This window comes from Pseudomonas sp. m6p (assembly GCF_055760375.1).
The window spans coordinates 682,200-698,162 of record NZ_CM147084.1 but is presented as its reverse complement, the minus strand read 5'-3'; the positions used below and the strand labels follow the sequence as shown (position 1 = coordinate 698,162).

Below are 15,963 nucleotides of genomic sequence, written 5' to 3'. Positions count from 1 at the left end.
TGGCTGTCTTGACTCGCCGATCCAGCTGTCTTGCGCCAACCCCGATCCGGGTCGCTTTGAGCGGAATCCTGAAATGAGCCAACAGTTTCAACACGATGTTCTGGTGATTGGCAGCGGCGCTGCCGGTTTGAGTCTCGCGCTGACCCTGCCGGGTCATTTGCGCATTGCCGTATTGAGCAAGGGTGATCTGGCCAACGGTTCGACCTATTGGGCCCAAGGCGGCGTCGCTGCCGTGCTGGACGATACCGACACTGTCGAATCCCACGTCGATGACACCCTGAACGCCGGCGGCGGTCTGTGCCATGAAGACGCGGTGCGTTTCACTGTCGAGCACAGCCGGGAAGCCATCCAGTGGTTGATCGACCAGGGCGTGCCGTTCACCCGCGACGAACAGTCCGGCACCGAAGACGGCGGCTTCGAATTCCACCTGACCCGCGAGGGCGGTCACAGTCATCGGCGCATCATCCACGCCGCCGACGCAACCGGCGCAGCGATTTTCACCACCCTGCTCGCCCAAGCCAGAGAGCGCAGCAATATAGAGCTGCTGGAACAACGGGTTGCCGTTGATCTGATCACCGAGCGTCGTCTGGGCCTGGACGGCGAGCGCTGCCTCGGTGCCTACGTGCTGAATCGCGCGACCGGCGAAGTCGATACCTACGGCGCGCGTTTCGTGATCCTCGCGTCCGGCGGCGCCGCCAAGGTTTACCTCTATACCAGCAACCCCGATGGCGCCTGCGGTGATGGCATTGCCATGGCTTGGCGCTCGGGCTGCCGGGTGGCAAACCTGGAATTCAACCAGTTCCACCCCACTTGCCTGTATCACCCACAAGCCAAGAGTTTCCTGATCACTGAAGCCTTGCGTGGCGAAGGTGCGCACCTGAAGCTGCCCAATGGCGAACGGTTCATGCCGCGTTTCGACAAACGTGCCGAACTGGCGCCACGCGACATCGTCGCCCGTGCCATCGACCATGAAATGAAGCGCCTGGGTGTCGACTGCGTCTATCTCGATATCAGCCACAAGCCTGAAGCCTTCATCAAAAGCCACTTCCCGACAGTTTATGAGCGCTGCCTGGGTTTCGGCATCGACATCACCAGGCAACCGATCCCGGTCGTACCCGCGGCGCACTACACCTGTGGTGGCGTAATGGTCGATCAACACGGTCGCACCGACGTGCCGGGACTGTACGCCATCGGCGAAACCAGCTTCACGGGTTTGCACGGGGCCAACCGCATGGCCAGCAACTCGCTGCTCGAATGCTTCGTTTATGCCCGCTCGGCGGCAGCGGACATTCTTGCGCAACTGGATGCCGTCACCGCGCCAAACGCCCTGCCCGAGTGGGACGCCAGCCAGGTAACCGATTCCGACGAAGACGTGATCATCGCCCACAACTGGGATGAGCTGCGCCGCTTCATGTGGGACTACGTGGGGATCGTGCGCACCAACAAGCGCCTGCAACGGGCGCAGCACCGCGTGCGCCTGCTGCTGGACGAGATCGACGAGTTCTACAGCAACTACCGAGTAAGCAGAGACCTGATTGAACTGAGGAACCTTGCTCAAGTAGCAGAGCTGATGATTAGGTCAGCCATGGAACGCAAGGAATCTCGGGGTCTGCACTACACGCTGGACTATCCAGAGATGCTGCCAGAGGCGAAGGATACGATCCTTACACCCGACAAATGAGGCACGTTAGGAGCGCTCAGCGTACACCGTTCGGCTGGGTTTTGTAACAGCTTTGGCGCACATTTGTCCCAGCCTCTGGGGTCTTTATGGTGCGCCCGCGAGGGTCCTTAACGCGCTCACGGGCACCCATGCGAGGGCCTACGGGGGAGCCAGCGCGGGAAGTCTTGTAATGGTGACCTTTCAGATTTTTCTGTCAGATTCTCAAAGGGCCTTAGGGTGGTCTATGCGGCCACAACCAGAACCCCAGTTGCACGACCAGACAGACCCAGTAGAGGGCCTGTAGGTGGTCCATGGGGTTCTCCTTGAGGGATTAGAATGACTTGTGAAAGCGAACGTCTGTGAGTTCGTGTTGCAGGGCTACCTCAAGGAGGCGCTCATATGAATGCGGCCAGCTCCCTTGGGATTGGTCGTCAGAGGCGCCTGATTGAAGCAAGGCATAGCATAGCGCCGCATGTGGAGTCAGAGACTCGACAGGCACTTTGGTTACTACCCGTTTACCCTTGTAGGTGTAACGCAGCGTGACACTCATGGAGGCGTCTCGTCAGGACAAGTTAGTCATTCAGCATAGCCCGTCACGCTTCGTTTGAGGAAGTGTCATTCAACTCTCAGCGGGCCTTGAGACGCCTTGCAGCGGTCCTGATGTCCCTCATTGCGACTCGATAGTTGTCCTTCTCTCGGTCGAGCAGGTGAACCACAGCAGCCTGTATCGACACACGTTCAAACCTTGAGCCTTCCAGTTCAAGCCAGCGCTTGACGATCATGTTGGACAGCTTGAAGGAATACCGGGAGAGCAGCGTAAAGGTCAGCTCTTTGTCGAGAATGGTCAGCGGTAATAACTTGCTTTGACTGGAATGGTAGCTGGCCTCGACCCATTGAGGTGCCCCCAGATTTGGGGTCTCCCTTTCCAGCTCGTTGAGCATCTTTCGGATGTCTCTGAGTACATGGTCATGGCGCTTACCGGTGATCTCAGCGATCTCCAAGGACGACATACCGGGTAAGCCGTTGAGAGTCGTTGAGGATACCGCTCCGGCCTTGGAGATGTTCTCGAAGATGGTTGCTGTATTGGTGGTCATGGTCATAGTCTGTTTTCCTTATGTTTGCTCTCTGAGTTCGCTCCCACGGGCAGCCGAAAGACCCCAGACAAGGGTTCTGCCGGTGGCACAGAGAGCAAACAGAAAGACTTTCGATTAGATGGATGCCCAGCGACGGGCAGATAGGTCGGCTACTCAAGGCGAGGGTGTGCTGCCTTAGTGAGGGTATTACCGGATACCAGCGCCCCTCCCGGTCCCTCTTGAGGTCCGGCCTTACGGGGCGCTTGTAGATCAGAGGTCAGGTCAGCTTGATGTTGGTAATCATCGGGAAGGCCACAGCTTCGGTCTGGAGACCATCAGCGGTCAGCTTCACGCGGACCTTGCCGTTAGCCACGATGTCTACGGTGGTCATGATCTCAAGGTCCCAGCACTGATGGGCACCATTACGGGTCGCTTGGATCTTCCAGATGTCTCCGTTACCACCTTCGCGATAACTCAGCGAGGTGAACATCTTAGGCAGCAAGAACAGCCCGTAGTCAGTGCCGCTATAAGGTTGCACAGAGGCACCGATCAGAGACTCGATGTCTTCAACACCTGCACGCTGAGCAGCACGCTCAAGAACCGCGAGCAACGACACCGGCAGCAGAACCACAAAGTCCGACAGGGAGCTACCTACGGTCTGGTTGATGTTCATCGTCAAGATGTCGATCAGATCCTCAGCGACCTCCACAGGCTTACCGGTTGGCTTAGTCTCGGAGACGCTTTCGGTGCTCGGAGCTGTAGCCAGAATGCCAGCGATCTTGCCAGCGGCCTCATGCTCAATGTCTCGTAACAGCTTCTCACCGGTCTGGTGCAAGGAGCCCTCAGTGAAGCCCGCCATTAGGTTGTGGTCGAGGATGGTGAAGCGCTTGCTGATTACCAGAGCTTTATCGGTGGGCTCGGTGAAGATCACAGACCCGGCCAGGACTTCGCCCTTCGAGATGGTTTCGTTATCCCAGTTCTTACGAGGGTCGAAAGTGACGGAGCGATCAGCCATCGTGATGATTTGCTGACCGGTAGCCTCGGAGCCAGCCGGGCGGAATTCACAAGGCGTATGTTCGATTGCCGCTTGGCGCCACTCGTCACCGTTGAGGTAATCGTCGAGGGCCTCTGTAAGGGCTTCAACATAGGCGGACACATCGGTGGCCGCTTGGGTCTCCACACGGACATCAGCCGTATTGAAGCGGATCGAGCCGTTTTGACTATCGGTGAGAGCAGTGCTGTAAGTCGATGGTTTGACGTATTGATTAGGCTGTTTCATTGAAATTGGTCTCCTGAAGAATAAGTAGGGAAGTGACTGGTGCAGGTCTGGAGCTATCAGCCGTTATTACGGGAGCGTGCTGCCAAAACCTTTTGAGCTTGTTCACGGATGGCAGCAGCACGGGCATCTCTTTCAGCTTTCGCTTGGGCCAGTTCGCGTGGCGTCCACTCGCGTAAACGTTCAGCACGCTCGTCAGCTTCCCGCTGAAGTTGCTCACGGGTCGCTTTCTGCTCCCGCTTGGTCATGAAGTAGACCTGAGCGTCCTCTTGGATGGCCTTGAGGGACAAACCGGCTTCCTCGAAGGCTTTGATAACGCCGAACTTGGTGCCATTGTTCCGGCCACACTGGGCCATCAACAAGGGCAACATGACGCTTTCGACGTACTCACGATTGAGGGTCTGCCCCGACACAGTTACTTCGTTCTTCAGGACTTTGGTGATGGTGATATTCATGGGTTTGGATCTCCTATGAGGTGACCCTTTGATCGACCTTGGCGCCATAGACGCGCACGACAAGACGGCAAGGAGGGAGCCGCATGGGCATCTTCCAAGGTCGATCAAAAGGTTCTTGGTTTGGGTTATGTGGCTAATGCTGGATCAGGACATGGCAAGCCTGAAGGCATCTGAAGGGACAACCGTGGCGACGGCTGGGAGCTGCTGCTATCGAAGAGAATTATTTTTGAGGATATTTCTACCGGGTAGCCATAGTGAGGGTTTTTAAACGTCACTGGACACACTGCTCATTACCTGAGTGAGATTCGCTCTGTTCCAACCATGGGAATCTTCAAGGGCGTCGTTGCGACAGCTTGGAGGCAGACCCCTCGATCTATTAGGAGGGACACCCGGTCAGCCGTCTTCAGGGAACACTTCAAGCGAACCTCAGTGAGCATTGCTTCTTCGTCGATAGAGACCAGACCATGAGCGTAGGTTCTCCAAGGTGCCTTTCCATTGTTCAGGACACCACGAAGCGCTATCAGGTGAGACCGAGTTGATTTGGGGAAGAGGTCAGAAAGGATCTCAGCGTCCGCTTCGGTGAGCTTGGAGATGGCTGGATAAGACAAGATGGACATGATTGATGAGCCTCCTTCGCGTTGTTCTTTAAGATTCCTTGAAGAGAGGGGTGATTTAATCACTACCCCTCTCTCCTTGAGGCGGGTCGATGAGCTGAAACTTGGTCATTGAGATGTTCTTACTAACATACGACGTTAAGTCGTAGATGCCCGGTATAGAGCCTCTACAGCCATCTCAGTCTCCAGCTCAGCCTTAATCTTCGGGTGTCTCTCCACATACGAAGCGATCCCATGGGCGGCATGTCGAGCAGCCTTGGCGATGCGCTGGGCGGTGCGTAGGGTGTACTCGCTGGTCCGGCAGGATTCCGCTGAGATCTCCGAGAGGAACAACGCGGCAACCACGGAGCGAGACTTAACATTCACCTTGCCGCTGGTGGTGTTGGTCCCCGCGCTTGTGTAGATCGACCCGGTGATAATGTCGTCTGCCCAGTTCGGAAGATGCGGCGTTGCAAGGAAAGGCATGAAGGCAGCCGCTGGGTTTGTGAATACGATCTTCGGTCGACCGCGCTTGATAGGCTCAGCCTCGACAACTGGGACAACAGGCTCAGACTTCTTAACGGCAGCTTGGAGTGTGGCGTAGTCGGCACTCAGATCTTCACTTCGGCGCTGGGCAGCCCATGCTTCAAACTCGGCTCTTGGGTCCTTGCGTCGAACAATCTCCTTACGAGCGACGATTGCGCCTGTGCCTGGATCGACGTGGAGGATGTGCCCAGTCTCCTGATCGACGTGGCGGTGTGGCAGGTTGGCGGTGAAGCTGGTCATGGTGTCGTTCTCCTGTGTAGTGGGTAGCCACAGTGAGGGGTTTTGCGACAACGAACTTCGGACCAGCAAATACGGGCCTTCAGGGCATCTTTAGGATTTCTACGAACACGCTCCTACGCTCAAGCAGCAAGGCCAGTACCCAGCGAGTCGATTAGATTTCACGTAGGAGCGCAATCAGATACGCGTTACCGCCGGGTTACTCGACTGCTCAGCGTCATACTTGCCGGTCTTACGGATGGTCGGGAGGACTTCCTCAGTGACCCACTTGCGGAATGGCTCAGAGGCCGGTGCGTGGCCCCGTAGGAGCATCTGGAAGGCTTGTGGCTCAGTGAGCATCGCCATTGTCGAGCGTAGCGCTCGGCCCTTATGATCCAGAGGGACACTAATGGGAGAATTTACCATTAGTCCTCCGAGAGTGAGCTTTGCAGCTTCTTTGCCTACCTTGGACTGTCTGTAGGACATCACAGCACCGGATGCGTCCTTGATTCCAGCCGAAGAGGCCACTTGCACGCCGAAGAAAACCAGCTCGTGCTCAGGGTGGCCCACGAGGACATCCAGTTCGATGCCCATGAAATTACGCTGGACAGTAAAAACTCCGAACGATAACGTGTAGTGGCGAACTATCATCACATGGAGCTGTAACGCTAAGGAAACTCTGAAAAAGACTTTCTGATTTGGCAAAATACCGCGACCCCACCCACCGAGTTTCCCGATGAAGCAGATGACCTTCGCCGACGCCGAGTACGCTGGCAAGCGCAAGCAAACCCGCAAGGAGTTGTTCCTGATCGAGATGGATCGGGTGGTGCCGTGGAAGGGCTTGATTGCTTTGATCGAGCCACATTATCCGAAAGGTGAAGGTGGCCGTCCGGCCTACCCGTTGATGGCGATGCTGCGTGTGCATCTGCTGCAGAACTGGTTCGGCTACAGCGATCCAGCGATGGAGGAAGCGCTGTACGAAACCACGATCCTGCGCCAGTTTGCCGGGCTGAACCTGGAGCGCATCCCCGACGAAACCACCATTCTCAACTTCCGCCGCTTGCTGGAGAAACACGAGCTGGCGGCCGGCATCCTCGCTGTCATCAATGGCTATCTGGGCGACCGCGGCCTGTCGCTGCGCCAGGGCACCATCGTCGATGCAACGCTGATCAATGCGCCCAGTTCGACCAAGAACAAGGACGGCAAGCGCGACCCGGAAATGCACCAGACCAAGAAGGGAAACCAGTATTATTTTGGCATGAAGGCCCACATCGGCGCCGATGACGAATCGGGTCTGGTGCACAGCGTAGTGGGCACGGCGGCCAATGTGGCGGATGTCACCCAGGTGGACAAATTGCTGCATGGCGACGAAAACGTGGTCTGCGCCGATGCAGGCTACACCGGTGTCGAAAAGCGGCCCGAGCATGAAGGACGTGAAGTTATCTGGCAGGTGGCGGCACGCCGCAGCACCTACAAAAAACTCGATAAGCGCAGCGTGCTGTACAAAGCCAAGCGCAAGATTGAAAAGGCCAAGGCTCAGGTGCGCGCCAAGGTCGAGCATCCGTTCCGGGTAATCAAGCGCCAGTTCGGTTACACCAAGGTGCGCTTTCGCGGCTTGGCCAAAAACACGGCGCAACTGGTGACACTGTTCGCTCTGTCGAACCTGTGGATGGCGCGCCGACATTTACTGACGAATGCAGGAGAGGTGCGCCTGTAATGCGGGAAATGGCCACCGGAGTGGGGTCCGGGTGGCGAAAACGTAAGAAATACTCGTCGAATTGATTGTTTTTTGATCATTTGGCGAGTTTAAAAGTTGCGCTAGGTGGTATGCCGGGGAAATACATGGCTACTTCAGACCATCCCTAATGGCACTTTATACGGACGATTCAGTTTTAAATAACGTAGTTGGCTCTCATTCCCGCTGGACAGATATCCACTCTCCGGGCGATCGGGTTCCAACCTCAGGCATCTACCGTTGCATCAATTGCAAACGGGAGGTCACCTGTAATGAGGGGGACGATTTCCCACCACAAAATCATTCGCAGCATGCTCCCGGAACTCCGATTCGATGGAAACTCAACGTACGGACGAACACCACGGGCGATTTAGTCTCCAAGTAAATTCCAGCATCCTAAATGCTTCTCGGCGCATTAGGATGCTGTAATCATTTTCTTCGCTGATAGTCCCTGACACGTCCTTTGAGACTAAAGCAAGGCTACCTTCAGCGCCTCTGCCGTCCTCGTGACCTCTACCCCACTACCTGCCCCGTATAGGTCATAGCTGATCGACCCTGACGTATGCCCCAAGATCGACTCAGCGGTGCCCACAGGAATCTCAGCGGCCTTCAAGGCACCAGCCAAAGAGTGTCTTAGCGAATGGAAAGTCTGGGTGCGGTCGGCCTTCAGGCCCAAGACATCTCGAAGCGCCCCGTTAAGAACCCCCGAGAATTGCCCTGCGCCCAGCTTGAACAACTGAGAGTCGGCCTTCTCGACAAACCCAAGGAACGCTTGAAGGTCGAATCCGTAGGCCCCATCGGTCAGCGGTACGACACGGAGCGCATTCTTGGTCTTGGCTGTCTTGCCATCGTTCCTATTGATGTCGATGACCCAAATGCCATTGCCGTCAGTGCCTGGGATCTTCTTAACGTCAGCCTTGGTGAGCTGCCTCAGTTCCTCAATACGAGTCCCAGTGATGACCCCAAGAGACAATGCCCAGCGCTGCCACGAGTTCTCCGGGAGCGTCTTGGTATGGGCCATGAGTGTCTTTACTTGATCCTGAGAGAACGCCTCACGGGAGCTATCGGCACCTTTGGTAGGCTTCAGACCCTTATCGAAGCTCTTATCGATATAGCCGTTATGTACTGCCCAATCCATGACCGTGGTAAGGCGGGTCAGTATCTTCTTCACGGTGGACGCTGAGCGATCCTCAAGAAGTCTCTCCTTCAGAGCCACCATGTCAGCCCGTGTGTGGACCTTCAAGTCAAGCTCACCCAGAACAGCAGCTATAGAGCCACAAGAAGACTTTATGTCCCGCATGGTGCTTGTCTCTACGTGTTCCTTGCGTTCCTCCATGTAAAGCTCAGAGATGGCCTTGAAGGTCAGCGGCTTGGAGGCTTCAGTTGATAATACAGATAGAGACGGACGGAGGGCCACAGACGTGCCACAAGACTCTTCTTTAAGTTCTCTAACGATCTCGACCAGTTTCCCCGGCCTCCCATTCAGGCGCTCTTGTGATGCCTCAATGATCTCCAATGCCTTGCCCACTGCTCGTTGCTGATTGAGGCTCAAGGACATCTTGGCGCTGGCCTCTCGAAGCGCTTGATGATGCTCATCGTGGATCATCTCATAGGCGACCAATGAGCTATCACCGTGCGCCATCGTCAAGGATGACTCAGCCACGTCTACCAGACGCTCACGAAGTTCGTCCCAAGTCGCCTCAGGGTTGTCGAAGTGATACGCCTTGAGGGTCTTGAGGATGTCCTTCGAGATGGTCATAGCGGTGGCCTTGTCGGTAGTTCTGAGCGAAAGCGTGAAGAAGCCTGTATCAGTGCCTTGAGGGCGAAGGCGAAGGTAATAGCGACCAGACCGGCGATAGTGGTACGGCTTGGCAAGCGCAGTTTGTAACAGGTTTGTCCCATTTTGGGAGCGGTGGTTGACGGTCATCGGCTGAAACCCCTGTATCCATTGGGTTTAGCCTCAAAGGGTCGAGTTCTACAGCAACTATAAAGTCAGTCGCGACCTGATCGAGCTGCGCAATCTCGCGCAAGTCGCCGAGCTGATGATCTGCTCAGCCATGGAGCGCAAGGAAAGTCGCGGCCTGCATTACACACTCGACTATCCGAACCTGCTGCCCGAGGCGCTCGACACTATTCTGGTGCCGCCCACCTACGCCGGCTGAACTTGAGCCGCACTCGCAGGCGTCGGTGCACATCCGCCGCCTGCGAGTCTCGCGGTACGCAGATCGAACGCACCCGCCGCTCGCCGCGCAGACGAAAGCGCAGCACCACAATCAAGGGCAACGCCAGGCTGTCAGGGCACAGCTGTACGGCTTGCCACCCCACTGCCTGATTCCACAACTGCCAGCCATCGGCGTCGCGGCGTAATCGGCAAAAGGCCTGCGGATGCTTCAGCAGAATCTGCCGTGGCAGCACCCACGCGGCGTGCAGCAGACAGGCGAAAGCTCCGAGCAGACTGGCCCAGAGTGGAATCGACAGGAGAAACAACACGCCCAGTGCGAACGCCTGGGCCAACAGATACGCCGCCAGCAACTGCCGTGAGGCATGCCAGCGGCATTCGAACGTATTACTTGGGCTGAACACGGTCCAGGATCATCCGGACCATGCGCTGCAGTTCCGGGTCTTCGGATTCGCTGCGCTCCATGAACCAGCCGAACATGTCCTGGTCTTCACAGGTCAGCAGTCGGACATACAAGTCGCGATCGACCTGGTTGAGGTGCGGATAGACCTCCTGCACGAACGGCACCAGCAGCACGTCAAGTTCCAGCATGCCGCGGCGGCTGTGCCAGAAGAGGCGATTGAGTTCAACTTGTTCGACCATGGAGCCCTCCTCAAATAGGCGCGCAGTATACAGCCCCGGCGCGGGTCGCACAGTCGGCTTTGGTCGGGCACCACCGATCCTTTATCAACTACCCATTTCAACAACGCGCCCTTATGATGTGCCCCAGACTTTTTACCCTGCGATGAACCATGGCCGATTCTGCTTTTTTCTGCACCCTGTCTCATGAAGGCGTACTCGCGGTTCGCGGCGCGGATGCCGGCAAATTCCTGCAAGGCCAATTGACCTGCAACATCAATTACCTCAGCGACAGCCAGGCCAGCCTTGGCGCACGCTGTACGCAAAAAGGCCGGATGCAGTCAAGCTTCCGCATTCTTCTCGAAGGTGATGGCGTGCTGCTGGCGATGGCCAGCGAACTGCTGGAGCCGCAACTGGCAGATCTGAAAAAGTACGCCGTATTCTCCAAATCCAAGTTGACCGACGAAAGCGCCGCCTGGGTGCGTTTTGGCCTGGAACACGGCGACGCCGCATTGGCCAGCCTGGGTCTGGACCTGCCGCGCGAGACCGATGCCGTGGTGCGCAACGCAGGCCTGATCGCGATTCGCGTCTCGGCGGATCGCGCCGAGCTCTGGACACCGGCCGATCAAGCCAATGCCATCAAGGCCAAACTCGTCGCCGCCCTGCCGGAAGGCGAGCTGAACCAATGGCTGCTGGGGCAGATTCGCGCCGGGATCGGTCAGGTCATGCCGACCACCCGCGAGCTGTTCATCCCGCAGATGCTCAACCTGCAGGCCGTCGGCGGCGTGAGTTTCAAGAAAGGTTGCTACACCGGACAGGAAATAGTCGCGCGCATGCAGTACCTGGGCAAGCTCAAGCGTCGCCTCTATCGCGTAGAACTTGACGCGACTGAACTGCCAGAGCCGGGCACCCTGCTGTTCGCCCCAAGCCACAGCAGCGCCATCGGCGAAGTGGTGATTGCCGCCCGCGCCGCAGAAAAGATTGAACTGCTGGCGGTGTTGCAGGCCGAAGCTGCCGAAGCGGGTGATCTGCACCTGGGCGCCCTCGAAGGGCCAGCCCTGCATTTGCTCGACCTGCCCTACGAACTGGATCGCGACCGCGAAATCCAGCGCTGATCGCAGCTTTTGTTGCAACACCCTAGAGAATCTACATGAGCGAGCTGGCGGATAAGGTCCAACAGGATTTGGTTGAGGCCATCGATAACGATGACCTGGTTCTGCCAACGTTACCGGAAGTGGCCCTGCAAATTCGCAAGGCCGCCGAAGACCCGGAGATCAGCGTCAGCGATCTGAGCAAAGTCATTGGCCGCGACACGGCGCTGTCGGCGCGCCTGATCAAAGTAGTCAACAGCCCGTTGCTGCGTGCAACCCAGGAAGTCACCGACCTGCACACCGCGATCACCCGGCTGGGGGTGAACTACAGCAGCAACCTGGCGATCGGGCTGGTGATGGAACAGATCTTCCACGCCCGCTCCGACGTGGTCGAACAGAAGATGCGCGAAGTCTGGCGCAAGAGCCTGGAAATCGCCGGCGTCAGCTACGCCCTGTGCCGCCGCCACACCCAACTCAAACCTGATCAGGCAGCGCTGGGCGGACTGGTGCATCAGATCGGCGTGCTGCCGATCCTGACTTACGCCGAAGATCACTACGAACTGCTGTCGGATCCGGTCAGCCTCAATCATGTGATCGACCACATTCACCCGCTGCTGGGCGACAAGCTGTTGCGGGTTTGGGAATTTCCCGAGCAACTGGTGGAGCTGCCTGGGCTGTACCTGGATTTCAAGCGCGACTCGGCACAGATCGATTACGTCGATCTGGTGCAGGTCGCGAGCCTGTACTGCCACAAAGACAGCGATCATCCGATTTCACGGATTGACCCGCTCAGTGTGCCGGCATTCAGAAAGCTTGGGATCGATCCGGAGAACAAGCAATTGTGCGCAGATCTGGAAGAGTCGCGGACGATGTTTTACTGATACTCGTGGCGAGGGAGCTTCCTCCCTCGCCACAAAAGCCCTCTCGGCTGCTACCCGGCAATAAAACTCACCCGAACCTTCAAACCGGCCTGCTCGCCATCATGCAAGGTGATCTGCGCCAGATGCGCCCGGCAGATCTCTCCGACAATCGCCAGCCCCAACCCTGAACCCGCCACTTGTTGATTGCGCCGGTAGAAGCGTTCAAACACCCGATCACGCTCCTCCAGCGGAATCCCCGGCCCGTCATCTTCAACCTCAAGCACCGCCGGTGCCGCGACCCGCAGAATCACGTTGCCGCCCGGTGGCGTATGCGCCAGGGCGTTGTCCACCAGATTGCTCAACAGTTCATTGAGCAACGTCGGCTCGCCGCGCAGCCATACCGGTTCATCCGCCTCCAGCGCCAGTGCGACGCCGCGCGCGTGGGCCAGAGGCGCCATGGCCATGCCCAGTTCGCGGGCCAACTGACTCAGATCCAATAATTGCGCGCCGCCCTCGGCAATCGCCCGGGCACCGTTTTCCACCCGTGCCAGCGACAGCAGTTGATTGGCCAGGTGGGTCAGGCGATCGGTGCTTTGCGCGGATGATTCCAGGGTTGTGCGCCAGGTTTCCGGTTCGCTGGAACGCAGCCCCAACTCCAGCCGCGCCTTCAACGCCGCCAGTGGCGTGCGCAGTTCGTGGGCGGCATCGGCGATGAACTGCGCCTGCCGCTCGAACTGCCCACGCAGGCGCTCGGTGAAGTGATTGAGCGCGCGCACCAGTGGCCACAATTCATGTTGCACCTCCACCAGCGGCAGCGGCCGCAAATCATCGGGCTGGCGCTCCTCCACCGCCGTGCGCAGACGCTCCAGCGGGCGCAGCGCAGCACTCACCGCGAACCACACCAGCAACAATGCGCCGATGGCGAGCATGCCCAGACGCAACAGCGTATCGGCCGCCAGACTGCGCGCCATGGCGACGCGCGCCTCATCGGTTTCGGCGACGCGGATTTCCGCCATGCCGTTCATGTTCGGTTCGGTGACCGCTTTGAGCAGGCTGACCACGCGCACATTCTGCCCGCGATAGGTCGCGTTGTAGAAGCGCGCGAGCGCCGGGTAATCGTCGGTTCTTGGCGTACCGGGTGGCGGCCCGGGCAGGTTTTCGTAGCCGGAAATCAGCTTCTGGTGGATGTCGTTGACTTGGTAGTAAATCCCCCCGGCGCTGTCGTAAGCGAAGGTGTCCAGGGCTACGTAGGGCACGTCGGCGCTGAGCGTGCCGTCGCGCTGCGAGAGGCCGGCGGCGATGGTTCGCGCCGAGGCCAGCAGGGTTCGGTCGTAAGCCGTGTCGGCGGCTTCGCGTCCGTTCCAGTACGCGCTCAAACCACTGGCGAGCATCAACACCACCAGCAGCAACGCGAGGTTCCACAGCAACCGCCAGCGCAGGCTGCTGGGCTTATGCATCGCGGCTTTCCAGCAGGTAACCGAGGCCACGGAAAGTCACGATCGCCACAGGCTGGCCGTCGAGTTTCTTGCGCAGGCGATGCACGTAGATTTCGATGGCATCGGGGCTGGCTTCTTCGTCGAGGCCGAACACCTGAGCCGCCAGTTGCTCCTTGCTCATCACCCGCCCCGGGCGGGCGATCAACGCTTCGAGCACGGCCTGTTCGCGAGAGGTCAGGGTCAGCAATTCTTCGCCGAGGCTGAAACGTCGGGTGTCGAGATCGTAGGCCAGCACGCCGCAACGCTGCTGGCGTTCGCCGCCGAGCACACTGCGTCGCAGCAGGGCTTTGACCCGCGCTTCGAGCTCGCTCAGTTCGAACGGTTTGGCGAGGTAATCGTCAGCGCCGAGATTCAAGCCGTGTACACGGTCCTTCACATCGCTGCGCGCCGTCAGCATCAACACCGGCAGATTCTTGCCACGTGCGCGCAGACGCGCCAGCACCTCGAAACCGTCCATGCGCGGCAGGCCGACATCGAGGATTGCCATCGCGTACTCCTCGCTGCCCAGCGCCAGGTCGGCGGCCACGCCATCGTGCAACACGTCCACAGTCAGACCGGTGCTCTTGAGCGCCTGGGCGACGCTTTCGGCCAGCTGCAAATGGTCTTCGACGAGCAGAACACGCATGGATCCTTACCTCATTCAGGGATGGCCGACGCCATTCTTTGCCGCGGAGTTTACAGCCGCAACCGCCACTGTGAAGCCCGAAAACCGCGAAATCCAGCTGAAAGGTTAGCGAAAGGTTAGGCCGTTAGAGTCCGGTCACGGACAGTTTCGACTGCCGTCGCTGCTGCCACACAGCGCTACGAAAAACGCCACGAAGCGTTTTCGACCAATAAGAACAATAAACGGAGTACACCGCGCATGCCGTCCTTGCAGACCAGGGCTTTCACGCCCGCTCGCCCTTTGCGTTTCAGCCACACCGCCCTCGCCAGTGCCGCCGCCCTCGCCGGTTTTTCACCGCTGAGCTACGCCGACTTCATCAAAGACAGTTCCGCCACCTTCGAAACCCGCAACATGTACTTCAACCGCGACTTTCGCGACGGCACCAGTGCCCAGCAAAGCAAGCGGGATGAATGGGCCCAAGGGTTCATGCTCAACCTGCAATCGGGTTACACCGACGGCACCGTGGGGTTCGGTGTCGATGCGCTGGGCATGTTGGGGGTCAAACTTGATTCGAGTCCGGATCGCACCGGCACCGGCCTGCTGCCGACCCACGATGACGGGCGCGCCGCTGACGAATATTCCAAGGTCGGCCTGACCGGCAAAGTGAAAATCTCTGCCACCGAACTGAAAATCGGCAGCCTGATGCCTGAATTGCCGATCCTCAAACCGAACGACGGGCGCATCCTGCCGCAGACCTTCGAGGGCGGTTTGCTGACCTCCAAAGAGATCAAGAACCTGACCTTCACCGGCGGGCGTCTGGAGAAAGCCAAGGATCGCGACAGCACCGATTTCGAGGACATTGCCCTCAATAACAAGAACAGCCGTTTCGCTGGCACCGTGGCCGGCAAGCATTTCGATTTTGCCGGCGTGGACTACAAGTTCACCGACAAGATCACCGGCAGCTACCATTTCGCCCAACTCGACGAAGTCTACAACCAGCATTTCTTCGGCCTGGTCGCCTCGCGGCCGATGGGCCCGGGCACATTCGCAACCGACCTGCGTTTTGCGGTCAGTGACGATCAGGGCGCGGCCCGTGGTGGCGAGATCGACAACCGCTCGCTCAATGGCCTGGTCAGCTATGCCCTGAGCGGCCACAAGTTCACCGCCGGTTATCAGCACATGTCCGGCGACAGCGCCTTCCCGTATGTCGATGGCAGCGACCCGTACCTGGTCAACTTCGTGCAGATCAACGACTTCGCCGGCGCCGAGGAACGCTCCTGGCAGGCGCGTTACGACTTCGACTTTGCGCGCCTCGGCATCCCCGGCCTGTCGTTCATGAGTCGTTACCTGAGCGGTGACAACATCAAGCTCAAGAACGGCGATGAAGGCAAAGAGTGGGAGCGCAACACCGAGATCAAATATGTAGTACAAAGCGGCGCCTTGAAGGACGTTGCCGTACGCCTGCGTAATGCCACCTACCGTTCCAACTACTCCGCTCGCGATGCCGATGAAGTGCGTCTGCTGGTGAGCTATAGCGTTGCCCTTTGGTAATTGATTGAAA

General features: G+C 58.3%; 15 protein-coding genes and 1 pseudogene. 6 read left to right on the top strand and 10 right to left on the bottom strand.

The genetic code is table 11. The features are described 5' to 3' along the window. Positions 1–73 precede the first annotated feature (73 nt). Positions 74–1,681 (top strand): L-aspartate oxidase, encoded by a 1,608-nt coding sequence (gene nadB, locus ACYZUM_RS03265; RefSeq protein WP_142579916.1) that lies wholly within the window; start codon positions 74–76, stop codon positions 1,679–1,681. Positions 1,682–2,286: 605 nt separating this feature from the next. On the opposite strand, the gene ACYZUM_RS03260 is transcribed toward nadB, so the two are convergent. The 5 genes from ACYZUM_RS03260 to ACYZUM_RS03240 all read right to left on the bottom strand — a co-directional run bounded on the left by ACYZUM_RS03260 (position 2,287) and on the right by ACYZUM_RS03240 (position 6,413). Beyond that, positions 2,287–2,760 (bottom strand): Rha family transcriptional regulator, encoded by a 474-nt coding sequence (locus ACYZUM_RS03260; protein ID WP_142579915.1) that lies wholly within the window; start codon positions 2,758–2,760, stop codon positions 2,287–2,289. 250 nt (positions 2,761–3,010) lie between these two features. Then, on the bottom strand, positions 3,011–4,012 hold the full coding sequence (locus ACYZUM_RS03255; protein WP_142579914.1) for a hypothetical protein: 1,002 nt from the start codon (positions 4,010–4,012) through the stop codon (positions 3,011–3,013). A gap of 56 nt (positions 4,013–4,068) precedes the next feature. After that, positions 4,069–4,464 carry a hypothetical protein gene (locus ACYZUM_RS03250; protein WP_142579913.1) on the bottom strand — a complete coding sequence of 132 codons (396 nt, stop codon included), beginning with the start codon at positions 4,462–4,464 and terminating at the stop codon, positions 4,069–4,071. A gap of 752 nt (positions 4,465–5,216) precedes the next feature. After that, the gene (locus ACYZUM_RS03245) at positions 5,217–5,843 is read right to left on the bottom strand and encodes a hypothetical protein (protein ID WP_142579912.1); all 627 of its coding nucleotides are present in this window, start codon (positions 5,841–5,843) and stop codon (positions 5,217–5,219) included. Positions 5,844–6,017: 174 nt separating this feature from the next. After that, on the bottom strand, positions 6,018–6,413 hold the full coding sequence (locus tag ACYZUM_RS03240; protein ID WP_473061235.1) for a BRO-N domain-containing protein: 396 nt from the start codon (positions 6,411–6,413) through the stop codon (positions 6,018–6,020). Positions 6,414–6,555: 142 nt separating this feature from the next. Between ACYZUM_RS03240 and ACYZUM_RS03235 the strand changes: the two genes are divergently transcribed. Next, positions 6,556–7,536: an IS5-like element IS1384 family transposase gene (locus tag ACYZUM_RS03235; RefSeq protein ID WP_010466230.1), complete on the top strand. Its 981-nt coding sequence runs from the start codon at positions 6,556–6,558 to the stop codon at positions 7,534–7,536. A gap of 487 nt (positions 7,537–8,023) precedes the next feature. On the opposite strand, the gene ACYZUM_RS03230 is transcribed toward ACYZUM_RS03235, so the two are convergent. Next, positions 8,024–9,481: a tyrosine-type recombinase/integrase gene (locus ACYZUM_RS03230; protein ID WP_142579909.1), complete on the bottom strand. Its 1,458-nt coding sequence runs from the start codon at positions 9,479–9,481 to the stop codon at positions 8,024–8,026. A gap of 43 nt (positions 9,482–9,524) precedes the next feature. Between ACYZUM_RS03230 and ACYZUM_RS03225 the strand changes: the two are divergent. Then, positions 9,525–9,716, top strand: a pseudogene (locus ACYZUM_RS03225) (L-aspartate oxidase); the annotation flags it as partial. On the opposite strand, the gene ACYZUM_RS03220 reads toward ACYZUM_RS03225, so the two are convergent. Together ACYZUM_RS03220 and ACYZUM_RS03215 are read right to left on the bottom strand one after the other, a co-directional pair. Continuing rightward, the gene (locus ACYZUM_RS03220) at positions 9,685–10,137 is read right to left on the bottom strand and encodes a protein YgfX (RefSeq protein ID WP_108181944.1); all 453 of its coding nucleotides are present in this window, start codon (positions 10,135–10,137) and stop codon (positions 9,685–9,687) included. The pseudogene ACYZUM_RS03225 and the gene ACYZUM_RS03220 sit on opposite strands and share 32 nt — an antisense overlap. Continuing rightward, complete coding sequence (locus ACYZUM_RS03215; RefSeq protein ID WP_007963266.1) at positions 10,121–10,375, bottom strand: FAD assembly factor SdhE; 255 nt, start codon at positions 10,373–10,375, stop codon at positions 10,121–10,123. Before ACYZUM_RS03215 ends, ACYZUM_RS03220 begins: the two co-directional genes overlap by 17 nt. A 149-nt stretch (positions 10,376–10,524) precedes the next feature. Between ACYZUM_RS03215 and ygfZ the strand changes: the two genes are divergently transcribed. Then, complete coding sequence (ygfZ, locus tag ACYZUM_RS03210; protein WP_108181943.1) at positions 10,525–11,466, top strand: CAF17-like 4Fe-4S cluster assembly/insertion protein YgfZ; 942 nt, start codon at positions 10,525–10,527, stop codon at positions 11,464–11,466. 35 nt (positions 11,467–11,501) lie between these two features. Then, a complete protein-coding gene (locus tag ACYZUM_RS03205; protein ID WP_086792023.1) occupies positions 11,502–12,323 on the top strand; it encodes an HDOD domain-containing protein in 822 nt (273 codons plus the stop codon). 50 nt (positions 12,324–12,373) lie between these two features. Here ACYZUM_RS03205 and ACYZUM_RS03200 read toward each other — a convergent pair whose 3' ends face one another. Next, entirely contained in the window at positions 12,374–13,759 is a 1,386-nt protein-coding gene (locus tag ACYZUM_RS03200) for a sensor histidine kinase (protein ID WP_142579908.1), read from the bottom strand. Continuing rightward, on the bottom strand, positions 13,752–14,423 hold the full coding sequence (locus ACYZUM_RS03195) for a response regulator (RefSeq protein ID WP_041070394.1): 672 nt from the start codon (positions 14,421–14,423) through the stop codon (positions 13,752–13,754). Before ACYZUM_RS03195 ends, ACYZUM_RS03200 begins: the two co-directional genes overlap by 8 nt. 237 nt (positions 14,424–14,660) lie before the next feature. Here ACYZUM_RS03195 and ACYZUM_RS03190 point away from each other — a divergent pair, with 237 nt between their 5' ends. After that, positions 14,661–15,953, top strand: coding sequence for an OprD family porin (locus ACYZUM_RS03190; RefSeq protein WP_108181942.1), 1,293 nt, complete (start codon positions 14,661–14,663; stop codon positions 15,951–15,953). Positions 15,954–15,963: the final 10 nt, after the last annotated feature.

Excerpts from the sequence above, each read along its gene's own strand:
- nadB (WP_142579916.1), top strand. The coding sequence starts at position 74 with ATGAGCCAACAGTTTCAACACGATGTTCTGGTGATTGGCAGCGGCGCT.
- ACYZUM_RS03260 (WP_142579915.1), bottom strand. The coding sequence starts at position 2,760 with ATGACCATGACCACCAATACAGCAACCATCTTCGAGAACATCTCCAAG.
- ACYZUM_RS03255 (WP_142579914.1), bottom strand. The coding sequence starts at position 4,012 with ATGAAACAGCCTAATCAATACGTCAAACCATCGACTTACAGCACTGCT.
- ACYZUM_RS03250 (WP_142579913.1), bottom strand. The coding sequence starts at position 4,464 with ATGAATATCACCATCACCAAAGTCCTGAAGAACGAAGTAACTGTGTCG.
- ACYZUM_RS03245 (WP_142579912.1), bottom strand. The coding sequence starts at position 5,843 with ATGACCAGCTTCACCGCCAACCTGCCACACCGCCACGTCGATCAGGAG.
- ACYZUM_RS03240 (WP_473061235.1), bottom strand. The coding sequence starts at position 6,413 with ATGGGCATCGAACTGGATGTCCTCGTGGGCCACCCTGAGCACGAGCTG.
- ACYZUM_RS03235 (WP_010466230.1), top strand. The coding sequence starts at position 6,556 with ATGAAGCAGATGACCTTCGCCGACGCCGAGTACGCTGGCAAGCGCAAG.
- ACYZUM_RS03230 (WP_142579909.1), bottom strand. The coding sequence starts at position 9,481 with ATGACCGTCAACCACCGCTCCCAAAATGGGACAAACCTGTTACAAACT.
- ACYZUM_RS03215 (WP_007963266.1), bottom strand. The coding sequence starts at position 10,375 with ATGGTCGAACAAGTTGAACTCAATCGCCTCTTCTGGCACAGCCGCCGC.
- ygfZ (WP_108181943.1), top strand. The coding sequence starts at position 10,525 with ATGGCCGATTCTGCTTTTTTCTGCACCCTGTCTCATGAAGGCGTACTC.
- ACYZUM_RS03205 (WP_086792023.1), top strand. The coding sequence starts at position 11,502 with ATGAGCGAGCTGGCGGATAAGGTCCAACAGGATTTGGTTGAGGCCATC.
- ACYZUM_RS03200 (WP_142579908.1), bottom strand. The coding sequence starts at position 13,759 with ATGCATAAGCCCAGCAGCCTGCGCTGGCGGTTGCTGTGGAACCTCGCG.
- ACYZUM_RS03195 (WP_041070394.1), bottom strand. The coding sequence starts at position 14,423 with ATGCGTGTTCTGCTCGTCGAAGACCATTTGCAGCTGGCCGAAAGCGTC.
- ACYZUM_RS03190 (WP_108181942.1), top strand. The coding sequence starts at position 14,661 with ATGCCGTCCTTGCAGACCAGGGCTTTCACGCCCGCTCGCCCTTTGCGT.